Origin of the sequence: Streptomyces sp. NPDC052036 (assembly GCF_040680495.1) — a bacterium.
Classification (GTDB): domain Bacteria; phylum Actinomycetota; class Actinomycetes; order Streptomycetales; family Streptomycetaceae; genus Streptomyces.
Genome location: NZ_JBFAWW010000043.1, coordinates 14856 through 37399, shown reverse-complemented (window position 1 = coordinate 37399; position 22544 = coordinate 14856). Strand labels below are relative to the sequence as shown.

At 71.1% G+C, this 22544-nt stretch carries 23 protein-coding genes, 1 tRNA gene, 2 pseudogenes and 1 riboswitch; of the genes and pseudogenes, 6 read left to right on the top strand and 20 right to left on the bottom strand.

The features are described from left to right. Positions 1-240: 240 nt before the first annotated feature. The 9 genes from gndA to AB0L95_RS35925 form a co-directional block, all read right to left on the bottom strand. Positions 241-1680 carry an NADP-dependent phosphogluconate dehydrogenase gene (gene gndA, locus AB0L95_RS35965; protein WP_365169479.1) on the bottom strand — a complete coding sequence of 480 codons (1440 nt, stop codon included), beginning with the start codon at positions 1678-1680 and terminating at the stop codon, positions 241-243. A 182-nt stretch (positions 1681-1862) separates the two neighbouring features. Continuing rightward, the gene (locus AB0L95_RS35960) at positions 1863-3119 is read right to left on the bottom strand and encodes an arsenic transporter (protein WP_365169523.1); all 1257 of its coding nucleotides are present in this window, start codon (positions 3117-3119) and stop codon (positions 1863-1865) included. A 231-nt stretch (positions 3120-3350) separates the two neighbouring features. Beyond that, the gene (gene thiD / locus AB0L95_RS35955; RefSeq protein ID WP_365169476.1) at positions 3351-4154 is read right to left on the bottom strand and encodes a bifunctional hydroxymethylpyrimidine kinase/phosphomethylpyrimidine kinase; all 804 of its coding nucleotides are present in this window, start codon (positions 4152-4154) and stop codon (positions 3351-3353) included. Further along, positions 4151-5581 carry a cytosine permease gene (locus AB0L95_RS35950; protein ID WP_365169473.1) on the bottom strand — a complete coding sequence of 477 codons (1431 nt, stop codon included), beginning with the start codon at positions 5579-5581 and terminating at the stop codon, positions 4151-4153. The genes thiD and AB0L95_RS35950 overlap by 4 nt, the downstream gene beginning before the upstream one ends. Further along, positions 5573-5666: riboswitch (TPP riboswitch) on the bottom strand. Its footprint overlaps the gene before it by 9 nt. 93 nt (positions 5667-5759) lie before the next feature. Beyond that, positions 5760-7091, bottom strand: a complete 1332-nt coding sequence (locus tag AB0L95_RS35945) for a jacalin-like lectin (protein ID WP_365169471.1) — start codon at positions 7089-7091, stop codon at positions 5760-5762. 151 nt (positions 7092-7242) lie between these two features. After that, complete coding sequence (locus AB0L95_RS35940) at positions 7243-7899, bottom strand: endonuclease (protein WP_365169468.1); 657 nt, start codon at positions 7897-7899, stop codon at positions 7243-7245. Positions 7900-7906: 7 nt separating this feature from the next. Beyond that, on the bottom strand, positions 7907-8245 hold the full coding sequence (locus AB0L95_RS35935; protein ID WP_365169466.1) for a DUF3140 domain-containing protein: 339 nt from the start codon (positions 8243-8245) through the stop codon (positions 7907-7909). Between the two features lie 66 nt (positions 8246-8311). Next, positions 8312-8794, bottom strand: a complete 483-nt coding sequence (locus tag AB0L95_RS35930) for a DNA starvation/stationary phase protection protein (RefSeq protein WP_365169463.1) — start codon at positions 8792-8794, stop codon at positions 8312-8314. Then, positions 8791-9063: a WhiB family transcriptional regulator gene (locus AB0L95_RS35925; RefSeq protein ID WP_365169460.1), complete on the bottom strand. Its 273-nt coding sequence runs from the start codon at positions 9061-9063 to the stop codon at positions 8791-8793. The genes AB0L95_RS35930 and AB0L95_RS35925 overlap by 4 nt, the downstream gene beginning before the upstream one ends. A 150-nt stretch (positions 9064-9213) precedes the next feature. On the opposite strand from AB0L95_RS35925, the gene AB0L95_RS35920 reads away from it, so the two are divergent. The 3 genes from AB0L95_RS35920 to AB0L95_RS35910 all read left to right on the top strand — a co-directional run bounded on the left by AB0L95_RS35920 (position 9214) and on the right by AB0L95_RS35910 (position 11758). Continuing rightward, the gene (locus AB0L95_RS35920; RefSeq protein ID WP_365169457.1) at positions 9214-10401 is read left to right on the top strand and encodes a thiolase family protein; all 1188 of its coding nucleotides are present in this window, start codon (positions 9214-9216) and stop codon (positions 10399-10401) included. A 126-nt stretch (positions 10402-10527) separates the two neighbouring features. After that, positions 10528-10845, top strand: coding sequence for a hypothetical protein (locus AB0L95_RS35915; protein WP_365169455.1), 318 nt, complete (start codon positions 10528-10530; stop codon positions 10843-10845). A gap of 139 nt (positions 10846-10984) precedes the next feature. Next, on the top strand, positions 10985-11758 hold the full coding sequence (locus tag AB0L95_RS35910) for a sulfite exporter TauE/SafE family protein (RefSeq protein WP_365169452.1): 774 nt from the start codon (positions 10985-10987) through the stop codon (positions 11756-11758). Positions 11759-11784: 26 nt separating this feature from the next. On the opposite strand, the gene AB0L95_RS35905 is transcribed toward AB0L95_RS35910, so the two are convergent. Then, positions 11785-12573, bottom strand: coding sequence for an HAD-IIA family hydrolase (locus tag AB0L95_RS35905; protein WP_365169449.1), 789 nt, complete (start codon positions 12571-12573; stop codon positions 11785-11787). A gap of 82 nt (positions 12574-12655) precedes the next feature. Between AB0L95_RS35905 and AB0L95_RS35900 the strand changes: the two genes are divergently transcribed. Then, positions 12656-13402: a cobalt-precorrin-6A reductase gene (locus tag AB0L95_RS35900; protein WP_365169447.1), complete on the top strand. Its 747-nt coding sequence runs from the start codon at positions 12656-12658 to the stop codon at positions 13400-13402. Positions 13403-13416: 14 nt separating this feature from the next. Here AB0L95_RS35900 and cobF read toward each other — a convergent pair whose 3' ends face one another. Both cobF and AB0L95_RS35890 read right to left on the bottom strand, forming a co-directional pair. Then, the gene (cobF, locus tag AB0L95_RS35895) at positions 13417-14187 is read right to left on the bottom strand and encodes a precorrin-6A synthase (deacetylating) (protein ID WP_365169444.1); all 771 of its coding nucleotides are present in this window, start codon (positions 14185-14187) and stop codon (positions 13417-13419) included. A gap of 47 nt (positions 14188-14234) precedes the next feature. Further along, on the bottom strand, positions 14235-14759 hold the full coding sequence (locus AB0L95_RS35890) for a DUF309 domain-containing protein (RefSeq protein ID WP_365169441.1): 525 nt from the start codon (positions 14757-14759) through the stop codon (positions 14235-14237). Positions 14760-14859: 100 nt separating this feature from the next. Between AB0L95_RS35890 and AB0L95_RS35885 the strand changes: the two genes are divergently transcribed. Then, positions 14860-14933, top strand: a tRNA-Pro gene (locus AB0L95_RS35885). A gap of 99 nt (positions 14934-15032) precedes the next feature. Here the strand turns inward: AB0L95_RS35885 and AB0L95_RS35880 are convergent. After that, positions 15033-15344 (bottom strand): annotated as a pseudogene (locus AB0L95_RS35880) (tyrosine-type recombinase/integrase); the annotation flags it as partial. A gap of 7 nt (positions 15345-15351) precedes the next feature. Between AB0L95_RS35880 and AB0L95_RS35875 the strand changes: the two are divergent. After that, a pseudogene (locus tag AB0L95_RS35875) lies at positions 15352-15612 on the top strand (transposase); the annotation flags it as partial. Between the two features lie 140 nt (positions 15613-15752). Here AB0L95_RS35875 and AB0L95_RS35870 read toward each other — a convergent pair. From AB0L95_RS35870 to AB0L95_RS35840, 7 genes are all read right to left on the bottom strand, one after another. Next, on the bottom strand, positions 15753-16997 hold the full coding sequence (locus tag AB0L95_RS35870; protein ID WP_365169438.1) for an acyl-CoA dehydrogenase: 1245 nt from the start codon (positions 16995-16997) through the stop codon (positions 15753-15755). Positions 16998-17087: 90 nt separating this feature from the next. Then, positions 17088-17747, bottom strand: coding sequence for a GAF domain-containing protein (locus AB0L95_RS35865; RefSeq protein WP_365169435.1), 660 nt, complete (start codon positions 17745-17747; stop codon positions 17088-17090). Next, positions 17747-18370 (bottom strand): ATP/GTP-binding protein, encoded by a 624-nt coding sequence (locus AB0L95_RS35860; RefSeq protein WP_365169432.1) that lies wholly within the window; start codon positions 18368-18370, stop codon positions 17747-17749. Before AB0L95_RS35860 ends, AB0L95_RS35865 begins: the two co-directional genes overlap by 1 nt. Next, complete coding sequence (locus AB0L95_RS35855) at positions 18360-18764, bottom strand: DUF742 domain-containing protein (protein ID WP_365169429.1); 405 nt, start codon at positions 18762-18764, stop codon at positions 18360-18362. The genes AB0L95_RS35860 and AB0L95_RS35855 overlap by 11 nt, the downstream gene beginning before the upstream one ends. Positions 18765-18781: 17 nt before the next feature. Beyond that, positions 18782-19282: a roadblock/LC7 domain-containing protein gene (locus AB0L95_RS35850; RefSeq protein ID WP_365169427.1), complete on the bottom strand. Its 501-nt coding sequence runs from the start codon at positions 19280-19282 to the stop codon at positions 18782-18784. A gap of 60 nt (positions 19283-19342) precedes the next feature. After that, complete coding sequence (locus tag AB0L95_RS35845) at positions 19343-20890, bottom strand: ATP-binding protein (protein WP_365169425.1); 1548 nt, start codon at positions 20888-20890, stop codon at positions 19343-19345. Between the two features lie 25 nt (positions 20891-20915). After that, the gene (locus AB0L95_RS35840; RefSeq protein WP_365169423.1) at positions 20916-21884 is read right to left on the bottom strand and encodes a hypothetical protein; all 969 of its coding nucleotides are present in this window, start codon (positions 21882-21884) and stop codon (positions 20916-20918) included. Positions 21885-22544: the final 660 nt, after the last annotated feature.

Genomic DNA, 22544 nt, shown 5'->3' with positions numbered 1-22544 from the left:
GAGTGCCCGGCCGTTGCACGGCCGGGCGTCGAGGAGCCGATTCCCCCCGGGCTGAAGCCTGGGGCATCCTCGGCAGATAGAGGAGCACATGTGCAGCTGGAACGCGTCGGGCGAGGGGATGCCGCACATCGCGGAGGGAACGGTGGTGCCCTGACCGCGACCGCAGGCCCGGCCCGCAGGACCGGCCGGGGGCCGGGCCTGCGGGCCGGGGGCGGGGCGATCCGTCGGGCGGTGTCCGGATCAGGCCTGGGTCTCGGCGCGGTCGGTCGTGCCCCACAGCGTGTGGAAGCTGCCCTCGCGGTCGACCCGCCGGTAGGTGTGGGCGCCGAAGTAGTCGCGCTGGCCCTGGGTGAGCGCGGCGGGCAGGCGCTCGGCGCGCAGGGAGTCGTAGTACGACAGCGCCGCCGAGAACGCCGGCACCGGCACGCCCCGACGGGCCGCGGTGGCGATCACCTCGCGCCACGGCACCTGTGCCTCCGTGATCTCCGTCGCGAAGCCCTCGTCGGACAGCAGGCTGACCAGGCCCGGATCCGCGGCGTAGGCGGCGCGGATACGGTCCAGGAAGGCGGCCCGGATGATGCAGCCCCCGCGCCAGATCCTGGCGACCGCGCCGAGATCGATGCTCCAGCCGAACTCCTCGGCGGCATCCAGGATCATCTTCCAGCCCTGGTCGTAGGCGATCAGCTTCGACGCGTACAGGGCCTGCTCCACCTGCGCGGTGAAGCGCTCGGCCTCGTACGGGGTCAGCTCCGAGCCGGAGCCTCCGGGCAGTCCGCGGTAGGCGTCGCGCAGCGCGGACTGGCCGGAGGCGGCGCGGGCGAAGGTGGCCTGGGCGATGGCGGTCACCGGCGAGCCCAGCTCCAGCGCGGTCTGCACGGTCCAGCGCCCGGTGCCCTTCTGCCCGGCGGCGTCGGCGACCACGTCGACGAACGGCTCGCCGGTCGCCGCGTCCACATGGGACAGCACCTCGGCCGTGATCTCGATCAGATAGGAGTCCAGGCGCCCCTTGTTCCACTCGCGGAAGATCTCGGCGATCTCCGCGGGAGAGAATCCGGCGACCTGGCGCAGCAGGTCGTAGGCCTCGCCGATGAGCTGCATGTCGGCGTACTCGATCCCGTTGTGCACCATCTTCACGAAGTGCCCGGCGCCGTCCGTGCAGACATGCGTCGTGCACGGCTCGCCGTCGACCTGCGCGCTGATCTTCTCGAACATCGGACCGAGCGCGGCATACGACTCCGGTGAACCGCCGGGCATGATGCTCGGCCCGTTGAGCGCGCCCTCCTCGCCTCCGGAGACACCCGCGCCGACGAAGTGGATACCGCGGTCGCGCAGGGACCGCTCACGGCGCCGGGTGTCCGCGAAGTGCGCGTTGCCACCGTCGATGATCATGTCGCCGGGCTCCAGGAGCGGGGCGAACTCCTCGATCACCGCGTCGGTGGCCGCGCCCGCCTGCACCATGATCATCAGGCGGCGGGGGCGCTCCAGCGCCGCCACGAAGTCCTCGGCCGTCTCGACGGCCACGAACGCGCCCTCGTGCCCGAACTCCTCGACCAGCGCCTTGGTTCTGGTCGGGGTGCGGTTGTGCACGGCGACGGTGTACCCGTGCCGGGCGAAGTTCCGGGCCAGGTTGCGGCCCATCACCGCGAGTCCGGTGACGCCGATCTGGGCGGTCGCCTGCATGCTGTGCTCCTTGGGTCCGGATCCGCCCCGGCCCGCGTGTCCGGCGGGTGCGGCGGATGTCGCTCGGTACGGCTTGTGCCGCTGTACCGGTCAAGTACGGACGACGAGACACCGGTTGCTCATCGCAGGGAGCGGGATCTGCACGAAGGCCGCGCCGGCTGCGGGGCGGCGAACGCGGTGCTTCACGTCCCGACGACATGGAGGGAGGCCCACAGCGCGACCACCGCGCCCACCAGAGCGGTCGGTACCGTGATCACCGCGAGCCGGGTGAACTCCCTGAGGTCCACGCCATGGCTGTGCTGATGGACGATGCGCCGCCACAGCAGCGTGGCCAGGGATCCCGCGTAGGTCAGATTGGGGCCGATGTTCACCCCGAGCAACACGGCGAGCACCGCGCCGGGCCCGGACGGGGCGGTCAGCGGCAGCAGGACCAGGACCGCGGGCAGGTTGTTGATCACGTTGGCCAGCAGGGCGGCCAGCGCCGCGAGCCCCAGCAGGGCGGCCAGTCCCGTCCCGCCCGGGATCAGCCGGCCGAGGGCGTCCGAGAGGCCGTTGTCGACCACCGCGCGCACCACGACGCCCAGGGCCAGCACGAACGTCAGGAAGGACGGCGCCGCCGCCCGCACCACCGCGAGCGGGGTGGCCCGGCGCCGGACGAGCGCACGGCCGGCGAGGACCAGCGCTCCGCCCAGCGCCGACCACGCCGGGTCGATGCCGACCGCGGAGGCGACCACGAACCCGGCCAGCGTGCAGGCGACGGTCACCAGCGCGAACAGCGGCAGCTGCGGCGGTTCACCGGGCTCCTCGGCCGTGGCACCGGCCGCAAGGTCACGGCGGAAGAAGCGCCGGAAGACCACGTACTCGGCGCCGATCGCCACCAGCCACGGCAGGGCCATCAGGGCGGCGAAGCGGGTGAAGCTCAGCCCGGCCGCGCCGAACGCGAGCAGATTGGTGAGGTTGGAGACGGGCAGCAGCAGCGAGGCCGTGTTCGACAGATGTGTGCAGGCGTACAAATGCGGCTTCGCGCGCGCGCCCATCCGGGCCGCCGTCGCGAACACCACGGGGGTGAGCAGCACGATCGTGGCGTCCAGGCTGAGCACGGCGGTGATCACCGAGGCAAGCGCGAAGACGGCGGTCAGCAGCCGGCCGGGACGGCCCGCCGCCCAGCGCGCCATCCACGCGCCGCAGGCCCGGAACAGTCCCTCCGCGTCGCAGAAGTGCGCCACCACCAGAACGGCGGCCAGGAAACCGACTACCGGCCCGAGGCGTTCGGCCTCGGCCCGCGCGTGGTCCAGCGAGAGTGCGCCGGTCGCCACCACGATCCCGGCGGCGGGAACCGCCACGACCGCCTCCGGCAGCCCGAAGGGACGGATCACCGCGCCGGCCAGCACGGCGATGAGCAGGAGGACGGAGAGGGCCTCGGCGAGCGGGGTGTTCAGGGTGCGGTCCTTCCTTGAGCGGGGAGCGGGGCCTTGAGCCGGGTGGCTGCTGCCCTGCCATCACACCAGGCCGGCCAGCCGGTCCATCACACCAGGCTCGACGGCCGGCCACGGCACGCCGGACCGCACGGCCGACTGCGGCAGGCGGGGCCGGACGGCTGGTTCCCGCACGCAGGCTGGTCAGCGCGCCTCGGCGTGCGGTGCCGCGGGCACCTGTGTCACCCGCCCCCGTCAGCGTCCCCCGAGCTCCCGCAGCCGCCACCCGTGGTCCACCGGCCCGATGCCGGCACCCAGTGCGAAGCCCGCCGCGATGGCCGCCGTGACGTACTCCTTGGCCCTGCGGACCGCCTCGGGCACCGGGAGGCCCTGGGCGAGCCCGACCGCGACGGCCGAGGCGAGCGTGCAGCCGGTGCCGTGGGTGTGCCGGTTGTCGTGGCGCTCGGCGCGCAGCCAGTGCTCCGCTCGGCCGTCCGTGAGCAGGTCCACGGCCGCCCCGGGCAGATGACCGCCCTTGACCAGGACCCATCGGGGCCCGTACGACAGCAGGCGTTCGGCCGCGCGCCGCATCCCGGGCTCGTCGGTCACCCGGAGGCCGGTCAGCTCCGCGACCTCGTCCAGATTGGGCGTGGTGACCGTGGCGAGCGGCAGCAGCCGGGTGCGTACGGCGTCCAGCGCGTCGTCGGCGAGCAGCCGGTCCCCGTGCTTGGAGACGCTGACCGGGTCCACGACGACCGGGGCCGCCACGTCGGTGAGCAGGTCGGCCACCGTCGTGACCAGGGTGGGCGAGGCGAGCATGCCGGTCTTGACCGCCTGGACGCCGATGTCGTCGACGACGCTGCGGTACTGCGCGCGGACCGCCTCCGCGGGCAGCTCCCAGGCGCCCTGCACCCCGACGGAGTTCTGCGCCGTGACCGCGGTGATCACACTCATGCCATGGGCGCCGAGCGCCAGCATCGTCTTGAGGTCGGCCTGGATCCCGGCACCGCCGCCGGAGTCGGATCCGGCGATCGTGAGCACACGGGGTGGCGCGGTCATGCGCGACCCTCCTCTCGGGTCTCTGTGGTTCCTCGGGTTTCGCGGGGCTGTCGGGCGCGCAGGGGTGCGTACACCGCGAGCGCCACCACGAACGCCACGTAGTACGAGATGTCGGCGCCGTGCAGCGCGTGGGCGACCGGGCCCACGTACAGGCCGGTGTCCATGAACGGCACCGCCGCGGCGAAGGCGACGGCGAACGCCAGTACCGGGGGCCAGGCCTGCCGGGGCCGGGCCGCCTCGGCCGCGAGATCGATGCGGGTGCCGCGCCGGGCGAGCCAGTCCACGACCACGATCGCCACGAACCCGGGGATCCAGTAGCTCACGAACAGCAGGACGTTCTGGAAGCGAGCCGTCGTGTCGGCCGCGTGCATCCACAGCACCAGCGGGAAGCCGAGCAGCACGGCGAGCGCGGCCGCCGCCGGGCGCGGTATGCGTACGCCCACGGTCTGCAGTGCCAGCGAGCCGCTGTAGTCGTTCATCGCGTTGCTGCACAGTGCCGCGAGCGCCACGGCCAGCAGCCCGAAGGCGCCCCCCGCGCCCCCGCCCAGCAGCGCGTCCACCCCGGTGGCCGTCTGGTCGGTCAGCGCGGACGCGCCCCACAGCCCGAGGGCCTGGACGGCCACGTAGGACACCACGAGCCCGAGCAGCGTGCACCAGAACATCCGGGGACGGGACGTGGCACGCGGCAGATAGCGGCTGAAGTCGCTGGCGTACGGGGCCCAGGACAGGGCCAGACTGAGCGCGATGGTGCTGGTCAGCACGAACGCGCCCGCCCGGTCGGCGCCGTGCGCGCTGCCTGTCGCGGCCACCTGGACGCTGCCGGACATCCGCAGGGCGATCAGCGCGAAAGCGGCCGCGAGCACGAAGGTCATGACGATCTGGAGGCGGTGGATGGCCTCGTAGCCGAGGACTCCCAGGGCCCCCTGCGCCAGCATGATGGCAAGGACCCCCAGCCAGAACGGCCAGCCGCACAGCCGCGCCAGCGCGTCCCCGCCGAAGAGCCCGATCAGCGCGTCCCAGGCGACCGACGACAGCCACTGCAGCACACCGGGCAGCGCGACCGCCCGCCCGAACGCGAGCCGGGCGAGCGGAAGCTGCCCGGCGCCGGTACGGCTGCCCCAGGTGCTCAGATAGGCGGTGGGCACCGCGCCGATCACCGTGCCGAGGACGACGGCGGCGAGCGCGGTGGTGAAGTCCAGGCCGAGCGCGATGCCTATGGTGCCGGTGAACACACCGGTCATGGTCAGATTGGGTGCGAACCACACCGTGAACAGTCGGCCCGCGCCGCCGTAGCGATGGGTCTCGGGGACCGGTTCGATGCCGTGCCCCTCGATCCGGAGATCGCCGGGAGCGCTGGGCATCCGGCCGTCGAAGACGGCTCGCCGGCTGTCGGCGGGCAGCCCGCCGGGAACATGCGCCACAGGCATGAAAGACATCCCTCCGCCAGTACGAACTGGTTCAGGTTCGACGGGTGTGATCTCAGCCCCTGGCGGGGCACCCCGTGTCCGGTACGGCGGCAAGATTAACCCGAGCTCCGGGATGTGCCACAAGGAAGGGCCGCCGCCGGATCCGGCAGCGGCCCTTCTCCCCCTACGACGTGCGGTGTCAGCGCTGGGTGTAGATGAAGCCGGTCTTGTCGACCTCGTCGCCGGAGCGGCCGTGGAATCCGGCGATCTGCCAGCCGCTGGGCGCCGTACGCGTCACGCAGTCGGACGTCGTGGTGCCGCCCGCCAGGCTGTTGCCGAGGTTGGTCGTGAACTTGGCGTAGAAGATCCTCGTGTGGCCGGCGTTCGTGCCCTCGCACAGCTGCGCGCTCGTCACGTACTCGCCGCTGCCCAGGGTGAGGGTCGACGCCGTGCCGCCGGTACCGCCGTGGGCGAGCGTGGTGCCGTTGCTCAGTGTCAGGCCGATACGGTCGACACGGGAGCCGCTGCGCAGGGTGATGCTCGTGGCGCGCGCGCCCGCCGGGACGCTGTCGATGTCGTTGTAGTAGTCCCCGTGCGGCCCGCCGAACTGGTCACTGAGCTGGAAGGCGGAGTTGCGCGTCCAGCCGAACGTCGCGGTGATCGGGTCGTGGTCGGAGAGCATGAGCCCGTCGTCGGTGAGGAACTTCGCGTGCTCGTTGTTGTACGAGGTGGCGTTCAGCGAGACGAGCTTGCTGCCCCGGTAGAGGATCTTGTCGACGACCTCGCAGCTGTTCGTGACCGCGTTCTCGTCGCAGACCAGTGCGTCGCTGCCCTTCGCGGGCGGGGTGCCGCCGCGCACGAGCTGGACCCAGGCGTCGGTGAGACCGGCCGCCGCGGCGAACTCCGCGATCGTGTCACCGGAGCGTGTGTAGCGGGTGTTGGTGTCGCCCATCACCACGACGGCGTTGCCCGCGGAGTGGGTGCGGACGAAGTCCGACAGCTGGCTGAGGTTGTCCGCGCGCGAGGCCAGGTCGCCGTCGTTCGTACCGGCGTTGGTGTGCAGGTCGTAGAAGTCGACGTACACGCCCTCGGCGAGCCGTTCCCGCATGAACGTGAAGCCCTTGGGGGTGAGACAGTCGCCCGAGTCGTACTGGCACGAGTTCCAGTGGACGCGCTCGAAGTCATCGGTGTCGTACGGCAGGCCGGACAGCGTGTTGAGGCCGCTGCCGATGCCGGCCCCGCCGCTGGTGGGCGTGCGGTAGGGGTGTGTGTCGGAGGCGTACAGGTAGGAGTGGTAGTTGAAGTCCTCCTGCACATGGACGATGTCGTACGGGCCGAGCCGCCCGCCGATCGTCGTCGTGCTCGACTGGCGGGGCGTCGGGGCGCTGGAGAGGCCTTCGGGGAGGCCCGCGACGTTGTAGGTGAGCACGCGGAACGTGCCCGAGCCGGCCGCCGTCGCGGCGGGCGCGGCGCTGGTGGGTCCACCGAACACGGCGGCCGTCGCCGCGAGGGTGGCGAGGAGTCTGCGCATGGGGGTACGGCTCCTGGGGTGACGGGAGAATGATGTTGCGCGCATGCCAAAACGTAACGGCCAACGTAGCGGCCGAAGCTGTGAGGGAATGCGCTTTCTGCCGCTTCGGAGAAGACTTCACCCACCGGTCGCCCCAGCGTCGACGACGACCCTATGCCGCGTGTTCCAGGACCTCCTGCGCCACGTTCTCGTCCAGGGCCGCGCGCACCAACGCGGCCGACAGCACCGCCGGTTCGGTGTCCCCGGCGAGCCGCACCAGCCGCTGCGGATCCTTGGGCAGGCCGAGCCGCTCCGCCCCGGACAGGGCCTTGGCGTCCAGATAGGGCCCCACCTCCGGCCAGACTCGCTGTACCTCCCGAAGGAAGATGTCGGCACCGGCCGGCCCCATCCCCGGTATCTCCTGAAGCAACCGGCGCAGCTCAGGAACGTCCCCGTGCGCCTCCTTCCGCATCCGCCGCAGATCGCCGCCCCAACGTTCCGTCAACAGCTCTGCGCCGTTGCCGAGTTGGGTGGCCGTGCGCTCGTCGTAGCGCCGGTAGCCGCCCCGCGCCAGCGCGTCCACGCGCTCCTGCCAGTCGGCCCCGGCCATGCGCCGCGGATCCCGCAGACCCGCGTCCTGCAGCGCCCGCACCGTCTCGAGGGCGATCGAGGTGCGGATGCGGGCGCTCAGCAGCAGGGCCATCAGCAGCAGCCGGTAGAGCGGCTGCGGGGTGTCCTTGAGCGGGATGCCGGCCTCCTCGGCGTAGGTGTGCCCGTGCTCGCCGACCAGTTCCGCGACGACGCGGTCCGCCGTGTCGCGGCGGGGCACGGCGGTCTCACCTCCCCGGCCGGAGCGGGTCATGGCCGATCGTCATCAACCGGTGGCGCCGCTCGTCGTCCACCGCCTCGGGCTCGCTCTCCAGGTCCTGCCGGCCGGTCACGGTGTCCACGACCTCGTACATCACCTGGACGTCGTCGTCGGTCAGATCCGTGCGCCGCTTCTGCAGGATCGCGAGGACGAGCCGCCCGGTCGGCGGGCCCGCCCGCTCGGGCAGCGGCTCGGTGTCCTCGCCCGCGTCACGGACCCGCAGCCAGGCCGCCAGTTCCTGGGACGTCATGTTCACCACGCGGTGGAACTCGGCCCACAGCGCGTCCATCTCCAGGGCGTCGGTCATGGCGTACTCCTCTCCGCCCTCGGCGGCCGGGCCCTGTCCGTCCTCGGCGGGCCCGGCCGCTCCGGTTCAGTCCTCCCGCGGCCAGTTCTCCGCGTCGAACATCCAGCGCTGCTTCTCCAACTCCGCGGTGAGGCCGATCAGCAGGTCCTGGGTGACCGGATCGGCCTTCTCCGTGGTGTCGATCCGTGTGCGCAGCCGTCCGATCGCCGTCTGAAGCGACTCCGCCATCAGCCGTACGACATCCGTGTCGCGCAGCCGGCCGTCCTTCACGCCCGGCAGGCCGAAGGCGGACGCGACGGTCTCCGGCCGGCCGTCCGGCGGGACGCCGAGCGCGGCGGCCCGCTCGGCCACCGTGTCGGCGTACGAGCGTGCCGTTGCCACCACCTCGTCCAACTGGAGGTGGATCGAACGGAACCTCGGTCCGACGATGTTCCAGTGAGCCTGCTTTCCGATGAGTGACAGCCCCAGCAGATCCACCAGGGTCTCCTGCAGGGCGTCCCCCGTGACCCGGCGTGCGGGTTCGGTCAGCGTGCCGTGCACCACGGTCATCGTGCGCTTCTCCTTGTCCTCGGCGTCCTTGGCGTCCGGTCTTTCGCGGTCCGGAGCAACTCGGCACGTTCCTGCTCGCCGGTGCCGCCCCAGACGCCCGCCGTCTGTCCGCTGCGCAGCGCCCAGTCCAGGCACTCGCCGATCACCGGGCAGCGGCGGCAGACGCGCTTGGCGGCGGCGGTCTCCTCCAGCGCGGGCCCTGTGGACCCCACCGGGAAGAACAGATCGGGGTCCTCGCCCAGGCATGCCGCGTGCCGCAACCACTCCATGGCCGCCCGGGTGCCCGGGGCGGATGGGGTGAAACCCGGCAGGAGCGCGCCCGGGAACAAGGTCTGGGAGCTTCCCGGCGGGGCGTCCGCGGTCTATAGTTCAAAACTAGCGGTGCTAATTAATGGTTGAGGTCGATCAGGAGTCCCGTCGTGCGTACCGTCCACTTCGCGGCAGCCCGCCGCACCCCCATCGGCAAGCTGCGCGGCGCCCTGTCCTCCGTACGGCCCGACGACCTCGCCGCAGCGGTGATCCGCGACCTGGTCGCACAGGTGCCCGGTCTCGACCCGGCCCGTATCGACGACGTCTACTGGGGCGCCGCCAACCAGGCCGGCGAGGACAACCGCAACGTGGCCCGGATGGCCGTCCTTCTCGCCGGGCTGCCCGCATCCGTCCCGGGCGCCACGGTCAACCGGCTGTGTGCCTCCGGCCTGGAGGCGGTGACGGCCGCCGCCCGCACGATCGCCGCGGGCGAGGCGGACATCGTGCTCGCGGGCGGCTCCGAGTCCATGAGCCGCGCCCCCTTCGTGCTGCCCCGCCCCGACGAAGTACTGCCGCACCGTATGGAGACCGCCGACACCCGTCTCGGCTGGCGCCTGGTCAACCCCGCGATGAAGGACCTCCATGGACTGCTGTCCATGGGGGAGACCGCCGAGGAGGTCGCGGAGCGGTACGGGATCGAACGCGCCCGCCAGGACGAGTTCGCGCTGCGCAGCCACCGCCGGGCCGCGGACGCCCGCAAGAACGGCTGGTTCGACAGCGAGTTGCTGCCCGTGACCAGGCCCGACGGGGTCGTGGTCGCCGCCGACGAAAGCGTCCGCGAGGACACCTCGTACGAGAAACTCGCTCGCCTCAGGCCGGTCTTCCGCGAGGACGGCACCGTCACCGCGGGCAACGCCTCACCGATGAACGACGGTGCCGCCGGACTCCTCCTCGTCAGCGAGGAAGCCCTCGACGAACTGGGCCTGGAGTCCCTCGGCCGCTACGTCGCGGGCGCCTCGGCCGGCGTCCACCCGGACGTGATGGGCATCGGTCCCGTCCCCGCCACCGAGAAGGCCCTCGCCCGGGTCGGCTGGACGATCGGCTCCGTCGAGGAGGCCGAGCTCAACGAGGCGTTCGCCGCCCAGACCCTCGCCTGCGTCGACCGTCTCGGCATCGACCCGGAGCTGGTCAACCCCGATGGCGGCGCCATCGCCCTCGGGCACCCGCTCGGCTGCTCGGGCGCACGCATCCTGACGACCCTGCTGCACCGGATGCGCCGCACCGGGGCCGCCCGCGGGCTCGCCACCATGTGCGTGGGCGTCGGGCAGGGCAGCACGGTGCTCGTGGAACGCCCGTAGCGCCTTGCCCCGCGCCCGGCACGGTGCCGGTGGGCCGGTGGACGGCGGAGAGCACGGCCCCCGGTCGGCGATCGTCGAGGCCATGATCTACTGCGACGACACGACGATCGACGAGAAGCCGAGGCGATGACCCGACACTGCTGTGCGGCGATGACGGAACAGGTGAACCGGCGCTGTGAACGGCACGACGACGCCTTCACCTGCCCGGACGCGCTGATCCTGTTCACCGCGAGGTTCCAGGAGTACGGGCTCGTCGTCCACGACGGCGGTACGGCGAGCATCGGTATCGACTTCTGTCCGTGGTGCGGGCAGCGGCTCCCCGAGTCCCAACGGGACCGGTGGTTCGAGGAGTTGGAGAGCCGCGCCATCGATCCGTGGAGCGACGGGATCCCCGCCGAGTTCCAGGACGACCGCTGGCTCGGCGCGTCGGACAGGAGCCTGTGATGCCCACCGCCGGGCGTACGGCCATCCCCGCGCCGCGAGCGGGAGTTCGGGCGGCGGCGGCCCTGCGGCCAGGGCCGGGCACCCCGGACCGGACCCTCCGGCGGGACGCATCCGACGCGGCCGGAGGATCGGCCCCCGCATGAACACGATGTCGCTCTGGAACATATCGGCCTGGGGGTTCGTCGCGCTGGCCGTCGCGGCGATGCTCGTCGGCTTCTCCAAGACCGCCGTGAGCGGCGCCAACACCATCAGCCTCGCGGTCTTCGCCGCGGTCCTGCCCGCCCGTGCCTCCACCGGTGTCCTGCTGCCCGTGCTGATCGTCGGCGATGTCCTCGCGGTCCTCACCTACCGGCGGCACGCCCACTGGCCCACCCTGTGGCGCCTGTTCCCGGCGGTCGCCGTGGGCGTCGTCCTGGGCACCCTGTTCCTGGTGTGGGCGGACGACGGGGTCGTACGGACGTCGATCGGCGCGATCCTGCTGCTGATGACGGCGGTCACGGTGTGGCGCCGTCGCACCGCCGACCGGGAGGAGGACCCGGACGCGGTGACCACCCGCGCCGGCCGGATCAAGGCCCGCTCCTACGGCGTCCTCGGCGGCTTCACCACGATGGTCGCGAACGCCGGCGGCCCGGTGATGTCGATGTACCTGCTGTCCGCGGGCTTCCGGAAGCTGGGCTTCCTTGGCACCTCGGCCTTCTTCTTCCTGATCGTCAACGTCTCCAAGCTGCCGTTCAGCGCGGGCCTCGGCCTGATCGACGGCCGCTCGCTGCTGCTGGACGCGGCGCTCGCGGTGTTCGTGGTGCCGGGGGCGTTCATCGGTCGGTGGGCGCTCGACCGGATCAACCAGCGTCTCTTCGAGCAACTGGTGATCGTGGCCACCGTGGTGGGCGCGGCCCAGTTGCTGCTGCGCTGAACGGGACCGCCGCGCCGGTCGCAGCACTAGCGCAGCAGCGAGGGAAGGTCCGTGAAGCAGTCGAGGACGTGGTCGGGCTCGCCGCTTGCGGCCCGGTAAGTCTCCGGCCGGTACTTGCCGGTCCGGACGAGGACCCCGGTGATCCCGGCACGCTGGGCCGCGAGGACGTCGTTCTCGATGTCGTCGCCGACCATGAGCGCCTGGCCCGCGCCGACCCCGAGGCGGGCCAGCGCCGCCTCGAAGAACGCGGGCGACGGCTTGCCCGTGACCTCGGCCACGACCCCCGCGGCCTGCTCCAGCCCGAGCAGGAACGCCCCCGAGTCCAGCTGCAACCCCTGGTCCGTGCGCCAGTACAGATTGCGGTGCATGGCGACCAGCCGCGCACCCCGCTGAAGATGGCCGAAGGCGCGGTTGAGCGCCGTGTAGTCGAACTCGGGTCCGGCCCCGCCGAGGAGCACGACGTCCGGGGCACTGACCTGGTCCGCCTCGTCGTCGACGACTGAGACCCCGACCAGGTCCGCCCGGATGTCACCGCTGTTGAGCAGCGAGCACCGCGCTCCCGGACAGTGGTCGGCGAGATACCGGGCGGTGACGGAGGGCGCGGTGAGGATGTCTTCCGCGGACACCGGGAAACCGGCACCCGAGAGGGTGTCGGCGACCGACGCGCGGGTGCGGGACGTCGTGTTGGTGACCAGGGCGACGGCCAGACCCGACGCGCGGATCTCCCGCAGCGCCTCCACCGCGCCCGGCAGCGGCTGCCACGAGACGGTGAGGACCCCGTCGATGTCGATGAGGACGGCGCGCACTGCATCCATGTCAGGACCCTAGCGAGCCGGGCGCCCATGCGCCGTGCGGTCGCGGTCGGAGGGCGTCCGGGCAGCCCGTACTCTCATGGCCATGTCCCTCCATGTCCTGGTCCTCGGCGGTACCACCGAGGCACGTGAACTGGCCGCCTCGCTCGCGGCCCGTTCCGGCGTGCGGGTGACCACGTCCCTGGCCGGGCTGGTGTCACGGCCGGGGACGCTCGACGGGGACGTACGCGTCGGCGGGTTCGGGGGTGCGGAGGGGCTGGCGGCGTGGCTTCGCGAACACCGCGTGGACGCGCTGGCCGACGCCACGCATCCGTTCGCCGCCAAGATCACCGCGAACGCCGCGGAGGCCGCCGCGGCCACCGGTGTCCCCGCCGTGGTGCTGCGCCGCCCCGGCTGGCGTGCGGGCCCCGGCGACCACTGGCACGAGGCGGCCTCGCTCGCCGACGCGGCCGCGCTGCTGCCGCGACTCGGCCGACGGGTGTTCCTCACCACCGGCCGGCTCGGCCTCGCAGCCTTCGCCCGGCTGACGGACCTCCACTTCGTCGTACGGTCGGTGGAGCCGCCCGGGCCGCCCCTGCCGCCGCACACCGACGTGCTGCTCGCCCGGGGGCCCTTCACGGTCGAGGACGAGACCGCGCTGCTGCGCGAGCACCGCATCGAGGTGCTCGTGACGAAGGACAGCGGGGGAGCGGCGACGGCGGCCAAGCTCACCGCGGCGCGGCAACAGGGGGTCCCGGTGGTCGTCGTACGGCGTCCGCCCCTGCCCACGGGCGTCACGGCCGTACCGGACGTGTCCGCGGCACTCGCCCGGCTGGGGCTCGCTCCTCGGTGACCGGCCGGTCCGGCTCAGTCCCGCGGATTCCTGCGCAGCAGATACGTGTCCATGATCCAGCCTTTGCGCTCCCTGGCCTCGGCCCGCAGCCGCTCGATGCGCTCCGCCGTCTCGGCCAGGGGACCGGAGACGAGGATCTCGTCCGGTGTGCCGATGTACGCGCCCCAGTAGATGTCGATGTCCTGGTCCGCGTACTGCCGGAAGGTCTGGTGGGCGTCGAGCATCACGACCACGTCGTCGACGCCTTCCGGCAAGCCCTCCGCCAGGCGGCGCCCCGTGGTGATCTGCACGGGCCGGGCCACCCGGTTGAGCCCCGTGCGGTGCTTCGCGACGAGTGCCGAGACGCTGCTGATCCCCGGGACGACGTCGTACGAGAACGTCACCGTGCCGCGCTCCAGGATCTCCTCCAGGATGCCGAGCGTGCTGTCGTAGAGCGCGGGGTCGCCCCAGACGAGGAAGGCGCCGGTGTCGTCCTCGCCCAGTTCCTCGGCGATGAGCCGCTCGTAGATGTCGGCGCGCGCCGAGCGCCAGTCACCGACGGCGGGGGAGTAGGCGCTGCCGCCCGCGGCCCGGTCACGCTCGGGATCGCACGCCTCGGCCAGCCGGTACGTCCCCTCGGGCAGATGCGCGTCGAGAATGTCACGGCGCAGCTGCACGAGGTCGGACTTCACCTCGCCCTTGTCGAGCACGAAGAACACGTCCGTGCTCTTCAGCGCCTTGACAGCCTGCAGGGTCAGCTGGTCGGGGTCGCCCGCTCCGATACCGATGACATGAATCGTTCGCACGCCCCCGAGTCTGCCGTACGGCACCGGGGACCCGCGCACACCCCCGCCTACCGCCGCTCCCCGAGCAGCCGGGGCGCCCACGCCTGTGCGTCCACCGCAGCCGCCTCGCGCTCCACGACCGACGCCGACTCCCTTGCCCAGGCGACCAGTCGGGCCACCTCCATGCCGTACGGCCGGTGCTCGCCGGTCTCGGCCGCCCACCCCTCGACCGCCGCGGCACCGCGTCGCAGCAGCCGGGCACCGCCCGTCGCGTTGCCCCGGGCCGCGTGGGTGAGGCCGACCGCCAGCTGGGCGAGCCCGCGCCACAGCGCACGCTCCTTGTCCGGCCCCGACTTCCAGGCGTCCTCGAAGACCTCGTGCGCATGGAACGGCTGTCCGGCGTCCAGCAGCGCCTGGGCCTCGCCGACGGTGTCCTGCGGGGTGCGCACGACACCCTCCGGCTGCCGCGCCACGCCCGGCGCCCCGTACGGCAGCGGCCGCCCCAGCCCGTCCCGTGGCCGAGCGTTGCGGGCCCGCCCCTCGGTGTCCCGGTCGCGCGCCCGGCCCGCGCCTGTCTCCGATGCGTCGTTCATACCCCGATTGTCCCCCCGCCGCCCGTCCCCGTCGGGGCAGCCCCCGACGTGAGGTAAAGTTCTGTCGGCGCGATCACGCGGAACACCGCGGACAGCGCACCGGGACGTGGCGCAGCTTGGTAGCGCACTTGACTGGGGGTCAAGGGGTCGCAGGTTCAAATCCTGTCGTCCCGACTGGAGACAGTCGCAGGTCAGGGCCGGTTTCGGAGGCATCCGAAACCGGCCCTTGATCATTCTTGGGGACCAGCTGGGGACCGGCGTCCTTGACCGGGGTCAGCGGGTCACGACGATCGGGCTCGGCAGCGAGCGTGGTGCGCGGAGCACGCTGAAGTGTGCGGAGAGCGCGGCCCCGGCGGCTGTGATCTTGTGTACGTCCGGGTGCAGGTAGCGCTGGGTGGTGGTCAGTGACCCGTGGCCGGCGATCCTGCGCAGGACGTGTACTTGGACTCCGGCGTCGGCGAACCAGGTCAGTCCGGTGTGCCGGAGGTCATGGCGGCGCAGGTGCTCGTAGCCCGGCTTGGTGACCACGTCGTCCCAGTGCGTGGCGTCGCGCAGGACGGCGGTGGAGATGCGTCCGCCACGCGGGCTGGTCGCGCCGCTCCTTACGCCGCACGCCGACAACGCCGACGCGCTCACGCGCTGGATCGCCCAGGTCCGAGCAGCCGACTTGCCTTAGGTACATGCTTTCACCCGGGGCCTGGACCGGGACCTCGACGCCATGATCGCCGGGCTCACGCTTCCGTACAGCAACGGCCCCATCGAGGGCGTCAACACCAAGACCAAGCGGATCGCGCGCCAAATGCACGGACGAGCAGGCTTCGCCCTGCTTCGGCACCACATCCTCCTCGGATAGCAGCACTCTGCGTCACCACCGAAAGTGAGACAGGGCCGTTCGTTTGACAGACCCGGACTCTCCCGCGTCAAGGTCGGCGACACGTCGCGAGCCTCTACGCGCCCTGAGTTGTGCCTGGCGGAGTCCGCAACCGGGCAGATCTATGCGACGGTTGCGTCCTGTGGCGACCAGGCCGTTTGGGCGGCCAGCTGCACGGACCACTCGATGGGATCTTCCTGCAGGGCGGCCTTGGCCAGGTGTATTCGCTGGAAGTCGCCGGTGCCGGCGGGCGGATGAGTGTGCTGGATGTCGCGCCACAGCCGCTCCATCGGATAGCCAGCGTCCAGGGCTTGGGCGCCGTGCAGTTCCATCGCGTCCCGCCCGGAGCGCCCGGCCCATTGGTGGCCGAGGTATTTGGAGTTGATGAGGTCGGTGTCGCAGGGCAGGTCGTGGTCGAGGAGATGAACAGCCTGGTAAGTGAGGATCCGGGCCGCCCGGAGCCGGGCTTCCATGTCCCCGATCCGGTCCCGGACGACGGCCAGGTCGGACAGGGCGCCGCTGTAGCGGGGGCGATGCTTGAGATACCGGCTGGTGGTCTGCACGATCGCCTCGTGCAGACCGAGGCTGACGGCGGCCAGGTTGGGTCTGCCGTACAGGATGCTGCTGGACTGGGCGACGTTCAGACCCTGGCCGACGTCACCGAGTACGTTCGCCACGGGGACGCGGACACGGGTCAGGTCGAGGCGGCCGCAGGAGAAACCGTGCAGGCCCAGGCCCGGCCGGTGTGGTCGGACAGTCAGGCCGCGGCGGTTGCGCTCGACGAGGAAGGCGGTCAGGGCCCGGGACGCAGGCACTTCGAGCGGGGCTGTGCGGGCGATGACGACGTGCACGCCGGCCAGGTGGCTGTTGCCGATGTGGACCTTACTGCCGGTGATCACCCAGGTATCGCCATCCCGTTCTGCGACGGCCTGCATGCCACCGATCTGCCCACCCATCGCCGGCTCCGTCACCGCGATCGAAGGCAGCACGGTGCCGTCGGCTACCTGGGGCAGCCACAGCCTCTTCTGCTCGTGGCTGCCCCAGTGCACCAGCGCGCCCACCGGTATCTGACTGGCTTGCAAGATTGCGGCCGCGGCCCCGGACACCGTGGCGATGCGGTGGATCAGCACCGTCTTGGCAACATGGCCCTTCGCCAACCCTCCGTAGGCCGCAGGCACGGTGATGGCGAACCAGCCGCGGGCGCCCATGAGCTCGGCCGTCTTCCGCTCGACTTTGCCCAGCATGGCTTCCATGTGCTTCACGCGCGGTGCGACATGCTCCGCAGCGAACGCGTCGGCCTCCTGCCACAGCCTCTCGTGGACGGGGGTGAGGTAGGGCCGGAGGGCGGTGGGCAGCGTGGTGGGCATGGTCGACTTCCTTATCCCTGTGTCAGTGTCAAGGCGTGTGCGGCCGGATCCGCAGCTGGTGCTCCCGGAGAGGAGGGTGAGCGGGCGGCCTTACCGGCTGGGCGCGTGGGCGGTGATGGCCTTCATGACCGTCTGCCGGGTGTCGTTGACGAGATCACGCAGGCGGACGGCCTCGGCAAGGGGGCGCGGTTCGGGGTCGATGACGCACACGGTTCCCACCGCGACACCGTCGTGGATGAGGGGCGCGCCGAAATAGGACTGGATGCCGATCGCGTCCACGACGCGGTTGCTGCTGAAGCGGTGGTATGCGTGGACGTTGGGCAGCGGCAGGGCCTTTTGGCGGTCGATGACTTCGGGGCACCAGCCGTGGTCGCGGCTCATGGTCCGGTCGACGGCGGGGTATCCGCTGGCGGCCGGGGGATTGTGCAGGCCGATGAATGTCTGCTCGTCCAGGAACAGATTGACCATCCCGTACAGGAAGCCGGTGCGGTCCGCCATGTGGGTCGCGACCTCGTCGAAGAAGTCGCTGGCCTCGGTGGGAATGCTCAGTCGCTGGATCATCTCCACGCGTGCCGCCTGCTGGACAGCCGCACGTGCTTGTTCACCACTGACCATGTCGCCGCTTGGGTGGATGGCGCCCGAGAGCGGGACGATCACGCTGCTCTCCGGATGGGCGGGCAGTAAGCGCATGGTCTGGCCCGTCAGCAGCGTGGACGACGGGGTGCGGGGCGCGTGGGGGCAGTCGGTCATCAGGCGTCCTGAAGTGTGGTGGGGCGGATGGACGGGGTCGGCAGGTAGGACAGGGCGTGGCGGACGAGGGTGAGCAGGACCCCGGCGGCCTGGGAGGGAACCCGGACGTCGCAGCACACCAGGGGGATCTCCGGGGCAAGGCCGAGGGCGACGCACACATCACCCGGGTCGTAGCGGTAGGCGCCGTCGAACTCGTTGAGGGCGACGATGAAGGGCAGACGGATCTGCTCGAAGAAGGAGACCGCGGTGAAGCTGTCCTCCAGGCGGCGGGTGTCGGCCAGGACGATCGCGCCGACCGCACCGCGGGACAGGTCGCGCCACAGGTCGACGAACCGGTTCTGGCCGGGTGTGCCGAAGAGGAACATCTCCAGCTCACCCAGAGGTTCCGGCACGTCCAAGGTGCGGCGGCCGAAGTCGAAGGCCACCGTGGTGGTCTCCTTCGCCTCCACCCCATGCAGGCTGTCGATGGGTGTGCTGGCTGTTGTCAGGTACTCCTCGGTGCTCAGCGGCTCGATCTCGCTGACGGAACCGACCATGGTGGTCTTGCCGACGCCGAACCCTCCCGCGATCACGATCTTGACGGCGGCGGCGCCACCGGCGCCCGGGGCCGGGTCAGCCAGCACGGGAGGAGGAGACGGCGTCGGGCCACTTGGCTTTGAGACCGGCACTCAATGCCTCCAACAGTTGTCGGGTCGGGTCAGGGGATTCGGTGTCGACGGCGGCGACGGGCACCCGCAGGACACGGGCGTCCAGTAGGTCAGAGATGAGGATGCGCACCACGCTCACCGGGCGCTGGAGGGTGCCGGCCAGCTCTGTGACCGAGCGGCGCCGCTGCTGGCACAGGACGAGAATCCGCCCGCACTCCTCGGGCAGGCTCGGGCCCGGCCTTCCGAGCCCGGCCTCCAATACCGTCTCCAGGCTGAGGCTGTGGCGCGGTTGGGTGCGGCCACCGGTCAGCAGGTAGTTACGCACCGCCGAGGACTCGTGGGACTCGGCATCCTCATCGGTCAACGGCATGTACCGGGGGTGCGGAATCATCGGACATCGCCGCTCGCATCAGGATGGCGCACAGGAATGGTCATGTAGGACGCAAACCGATGGATCAGGCGTTCCATCTCGTAGCCGACCGTGCCGACATCGGCGTCCGGGAGGGCGATCACACCGAGCACGGTGTCGACGTCCTCCCGCGCCCTACCGAGCTGGGCCTCAAAGACGAGGCTGGGGCCTGCGGTCTGGATGAAGAACAGTGCGTCGTCCCGCTCGAACATGAGCTGGCTCACCGGCCGCCGCTTGCTGTCGGGTCCCTCGATGTTCTTCGCCAGCGAGGCCAGGCCCGACAGCGCGGCGGCCGTGGTGTCCGCCCAGTTCTTGTTCATGCCGCTGTCCAGCAGCCTCAAGCCGTCCCGAGACAACAGCAGAGCATGAATGACGCCCGGGATCTGGCTGGCGAAATCCTTCAGCAGCCAGGCAATCTGATCCCTCGGATCGGTACTGGTGGGCGCATCGGCCGTATCAGACATGTCATAGGTGGTCATAAGGGGTCTGCTCCATGCGAAATGAGGCCCCCGGTTCCAGGAGGCCAGGGGTGGGGGGATTCAGGCGTGCGCAGGAGGCTGGCCACCGCGATCGTCAGCCGGCGGCGCCGAGGCCCGCGCGGCTTGCCTGCCCTTGTGGAACGCGGCAGCCATACCGGCCCGGGACGCCGACGGCGGGATTTGGGGCTGGGGCGCTGCATCGGAAAGAGGAATCCGCGTGGGCGTGCGCTGCGGCAGTGGCGGCGCGCCCGCAGATCCCCCGACACCCGGGACGGAAAGAGAGGAGTCCGCGGGGGCGGTGGCTGCGGATACGGGTGCGCTCCGATGCGCCTGCACGGGCCCGACGCCTGCGGGTGCGGGGGCCGACCGGGGAGGAGCGGGTGCGGGGCGCTCCCCTGAGGCTGGTGCGGCTGCGGGCTTCCGCAGCGCGACGAGATGTCGGGTCGGGACGACCACCATCGCAGTCACACCGCCCGTCACGTTCGGCGACAGCCTGACGGCCAGGCCATGCCGACGGGCTATCTTCGCAGCCGTGAGCAGCCCGATTTGCCCGTCCCTGATCTGGGCACTGACATCCACCGCGTCCGGATTGGCCAGCAGGTCGTTCACCCGAGCCCGCAGTTCGGGTGTCATCAGCATCGTGCGGTCCTCGACCTCGATGGCGAGTCCAGCCGCCACCCTCTCCGCCCGAACCTGAACCTTTTTGCTCGGGTCGGAGAACTCGAGCCCGTTCTCGATCAGCTCTGCCAGCACATGGGACACGTCCGGCCCCACGTGCCCAGGAAGGCCCAGCTCGACGCCTGCCGCGCCCTCGGACCGCTCAACACGCTCGTACGCCATGACCTCGGAGCACGCACCACGCAGCAGCGTTTCCACGTTCATCGGCTCGCGGATGCTGCGCAGTGACTCCCCACCCAGCACTGCCTTGCTCTCCACTAGGCGCCGCATCCGCGTCACCAGGTGATCAATGGTGAACATCTGATTCAGCATCATCGGGTCGTCGGTCAGTTTCTGCAGAGCATTCAGCTCACGCAGCGCTCGTTCTACGAGGGCATGCTCACGCCGCGACAAGTGCCGCACCATGCCCAGCAGCACCGCAGACTGCGACTCCTCATGCACGCGGACCAGCGCCGCTGCGGCCTGAGACTGCAACTCGCTCAGCTGCCCCACAATCTCGGACACCGCACCCGTATGCTCCGCCACTCGCGCACCGTCAGGTACCGGCGGCCGATTCCCCCGGCACAGCTCTTCAGCCGTCCAGATCACCGATTTCTCGACAGCGGCCACTGCGGTTGTGACCTGTTGCAATTCGGCTGCGTGTGTCGCGGCCTGGGCCCGGTGCACAGCTGTTGCCGCCGCCTGAGACCGGTATGCGCAAACGAGTACGGACACCGCCACTCCGGCCCCGAGCGCACCCATGAGCTGCCCAGTCGTGAGCGGCAGGACCCGCCAGGCGATGACGACCGAGCCCTGCCACACCAAGCTGACCAGGACAGAGACGGCTACGGCAACACGTATCTGTTCGAGTAGGAAGCGATCCACCAAGGGACTGCGCCGCTGGTCACGCCGGTGCGTGACCGGGCGAGTGGGGGACACACGGTCGGACATGAAATTCCTTCGCATACTTGAGCAATCAGGGACGGGGGCGGCGTGGTCGGGGGCGGAGTCGGCGGGCGTCACACGCTGGTGAGCAGCAGCCCGAGGAGGGTGGCGCACACCACCGGCCGTGCGGCGACCTGGCTGCGGGAAACCATGGGGCAACTCTCCCCGTGTGCTCGCCGCGTCCGGGGGGCGTCTGGGTGAGCAGACTCGGATACCTCGTCGGGGTCAGCAGAGCGCGACTGGACGTAGCCAAGTCGTGGACCTGGCGCGCGCCCGCCACGGTGCCCTGCGCAGGCTCCTCGGCCAGGACCTCCTTCGCGCGGCGCAAGACGACCTCCAAGAGACTGTCCTGTGCACCCTCGACGACCGGCCTCATCGCCCATACCTCAAGGAGCAGGAGCCGAACGGGCTCCTCGCTTTGGTCGCGCATCGACCTCGCTCCGTCGGCCGACGTGCGCACGAATGCTGCCTCGTAGACCTTCCTCACCTCGGTGACGTCGATCGTGCGCTGGGCGGCGACCGTCATGGCGTCCCCTCCTGCTTCGCCATCCTGTAACGGCCTTAGGCGACGAGCTGGGTCACCGTCGTCCTCGTCCCCAGCGCGCCCGGCCCGGCCATCGGCACCGCCCAGTACGACGCCGTACGGCCTCGGTGCCCCGACGAGGTCCGGACACGGTACGCCGAGGTCGGTCTCCTCGCCGAGGCACCCCGCGTCGGCGACATCCCAGTCACGAGCCGCTACCGGCTCGACGAGGACGTACACCCATCGACCGTTGTTGCAGCGGATGAAGGGCGCGCCATGCAGTGCCTCGGCCAGGTAGGTATCCACCTCGGTGGGGCCGATGGTGTCGGCAGCGGCCTCGACGATCAGCAGGGAGATGCTGATCGGGAAGAACTTCCCCGCGGGCCGCAGGAGGGTTATTCCCGTCTCATCCCACTCGGCCGATACCCGTTTCCGGTCCCACGCCGCGCAGCCGGGCAGCCACTTCGCGATCGGCAAGGCGGGGGAGTCCACGAGTTGGTGCGTCATCTCGGCGCCCCCGAGGCCGCGTTGGCGGCATCGGGCACATCCAGGCCAGCCCACATGCGTTTCGCCCACGGCCACGTCGTACAACCCCATGCCTTCGTCAGGCGTCCACCAGGACCAGCCCCCGCCTGCCGGTGTCCAACAGACAATGGCCCGGGGTAAGGGCAAACGCCAGCCCCTGGCGGTGATGCCCACCCGGACCGTCCCCAGCGACACACGGCGAACGGTGACCCGCACAATCGGTGTGTGTGCTCGATCATGTTGTGACCCAGCTCGGTCACGACCAGCGCGGGCTCGTCCTCGATCCCGGGTAGCCCCCAGTCCCTGAGCACACCGTGCACGAAGTGGCGGGCGGCCGGCGAGGACGCCGGCTCACGCGGCAGAACGAGCGACTCCGTCCCGGGGCATCGTGCGGGTTCCGTGCTTGATCCGGCCACCTGTGTGGTTCCTGCTCTGGCCACCGTCATGCCTCAGTTGGGGATGGGTGAGCAGACCCCGCCCGCGGGGGGATGAGGACGGGGTCGGCTGGCCGCACTGGCGGCAGTCACAGTGCACTGCACGAACGCGCCTGGCTCCAGGTCATGAAGCGGCCATCTACCGGCCATCCAGCGTCCCAGGATGGCCGGCCGACCG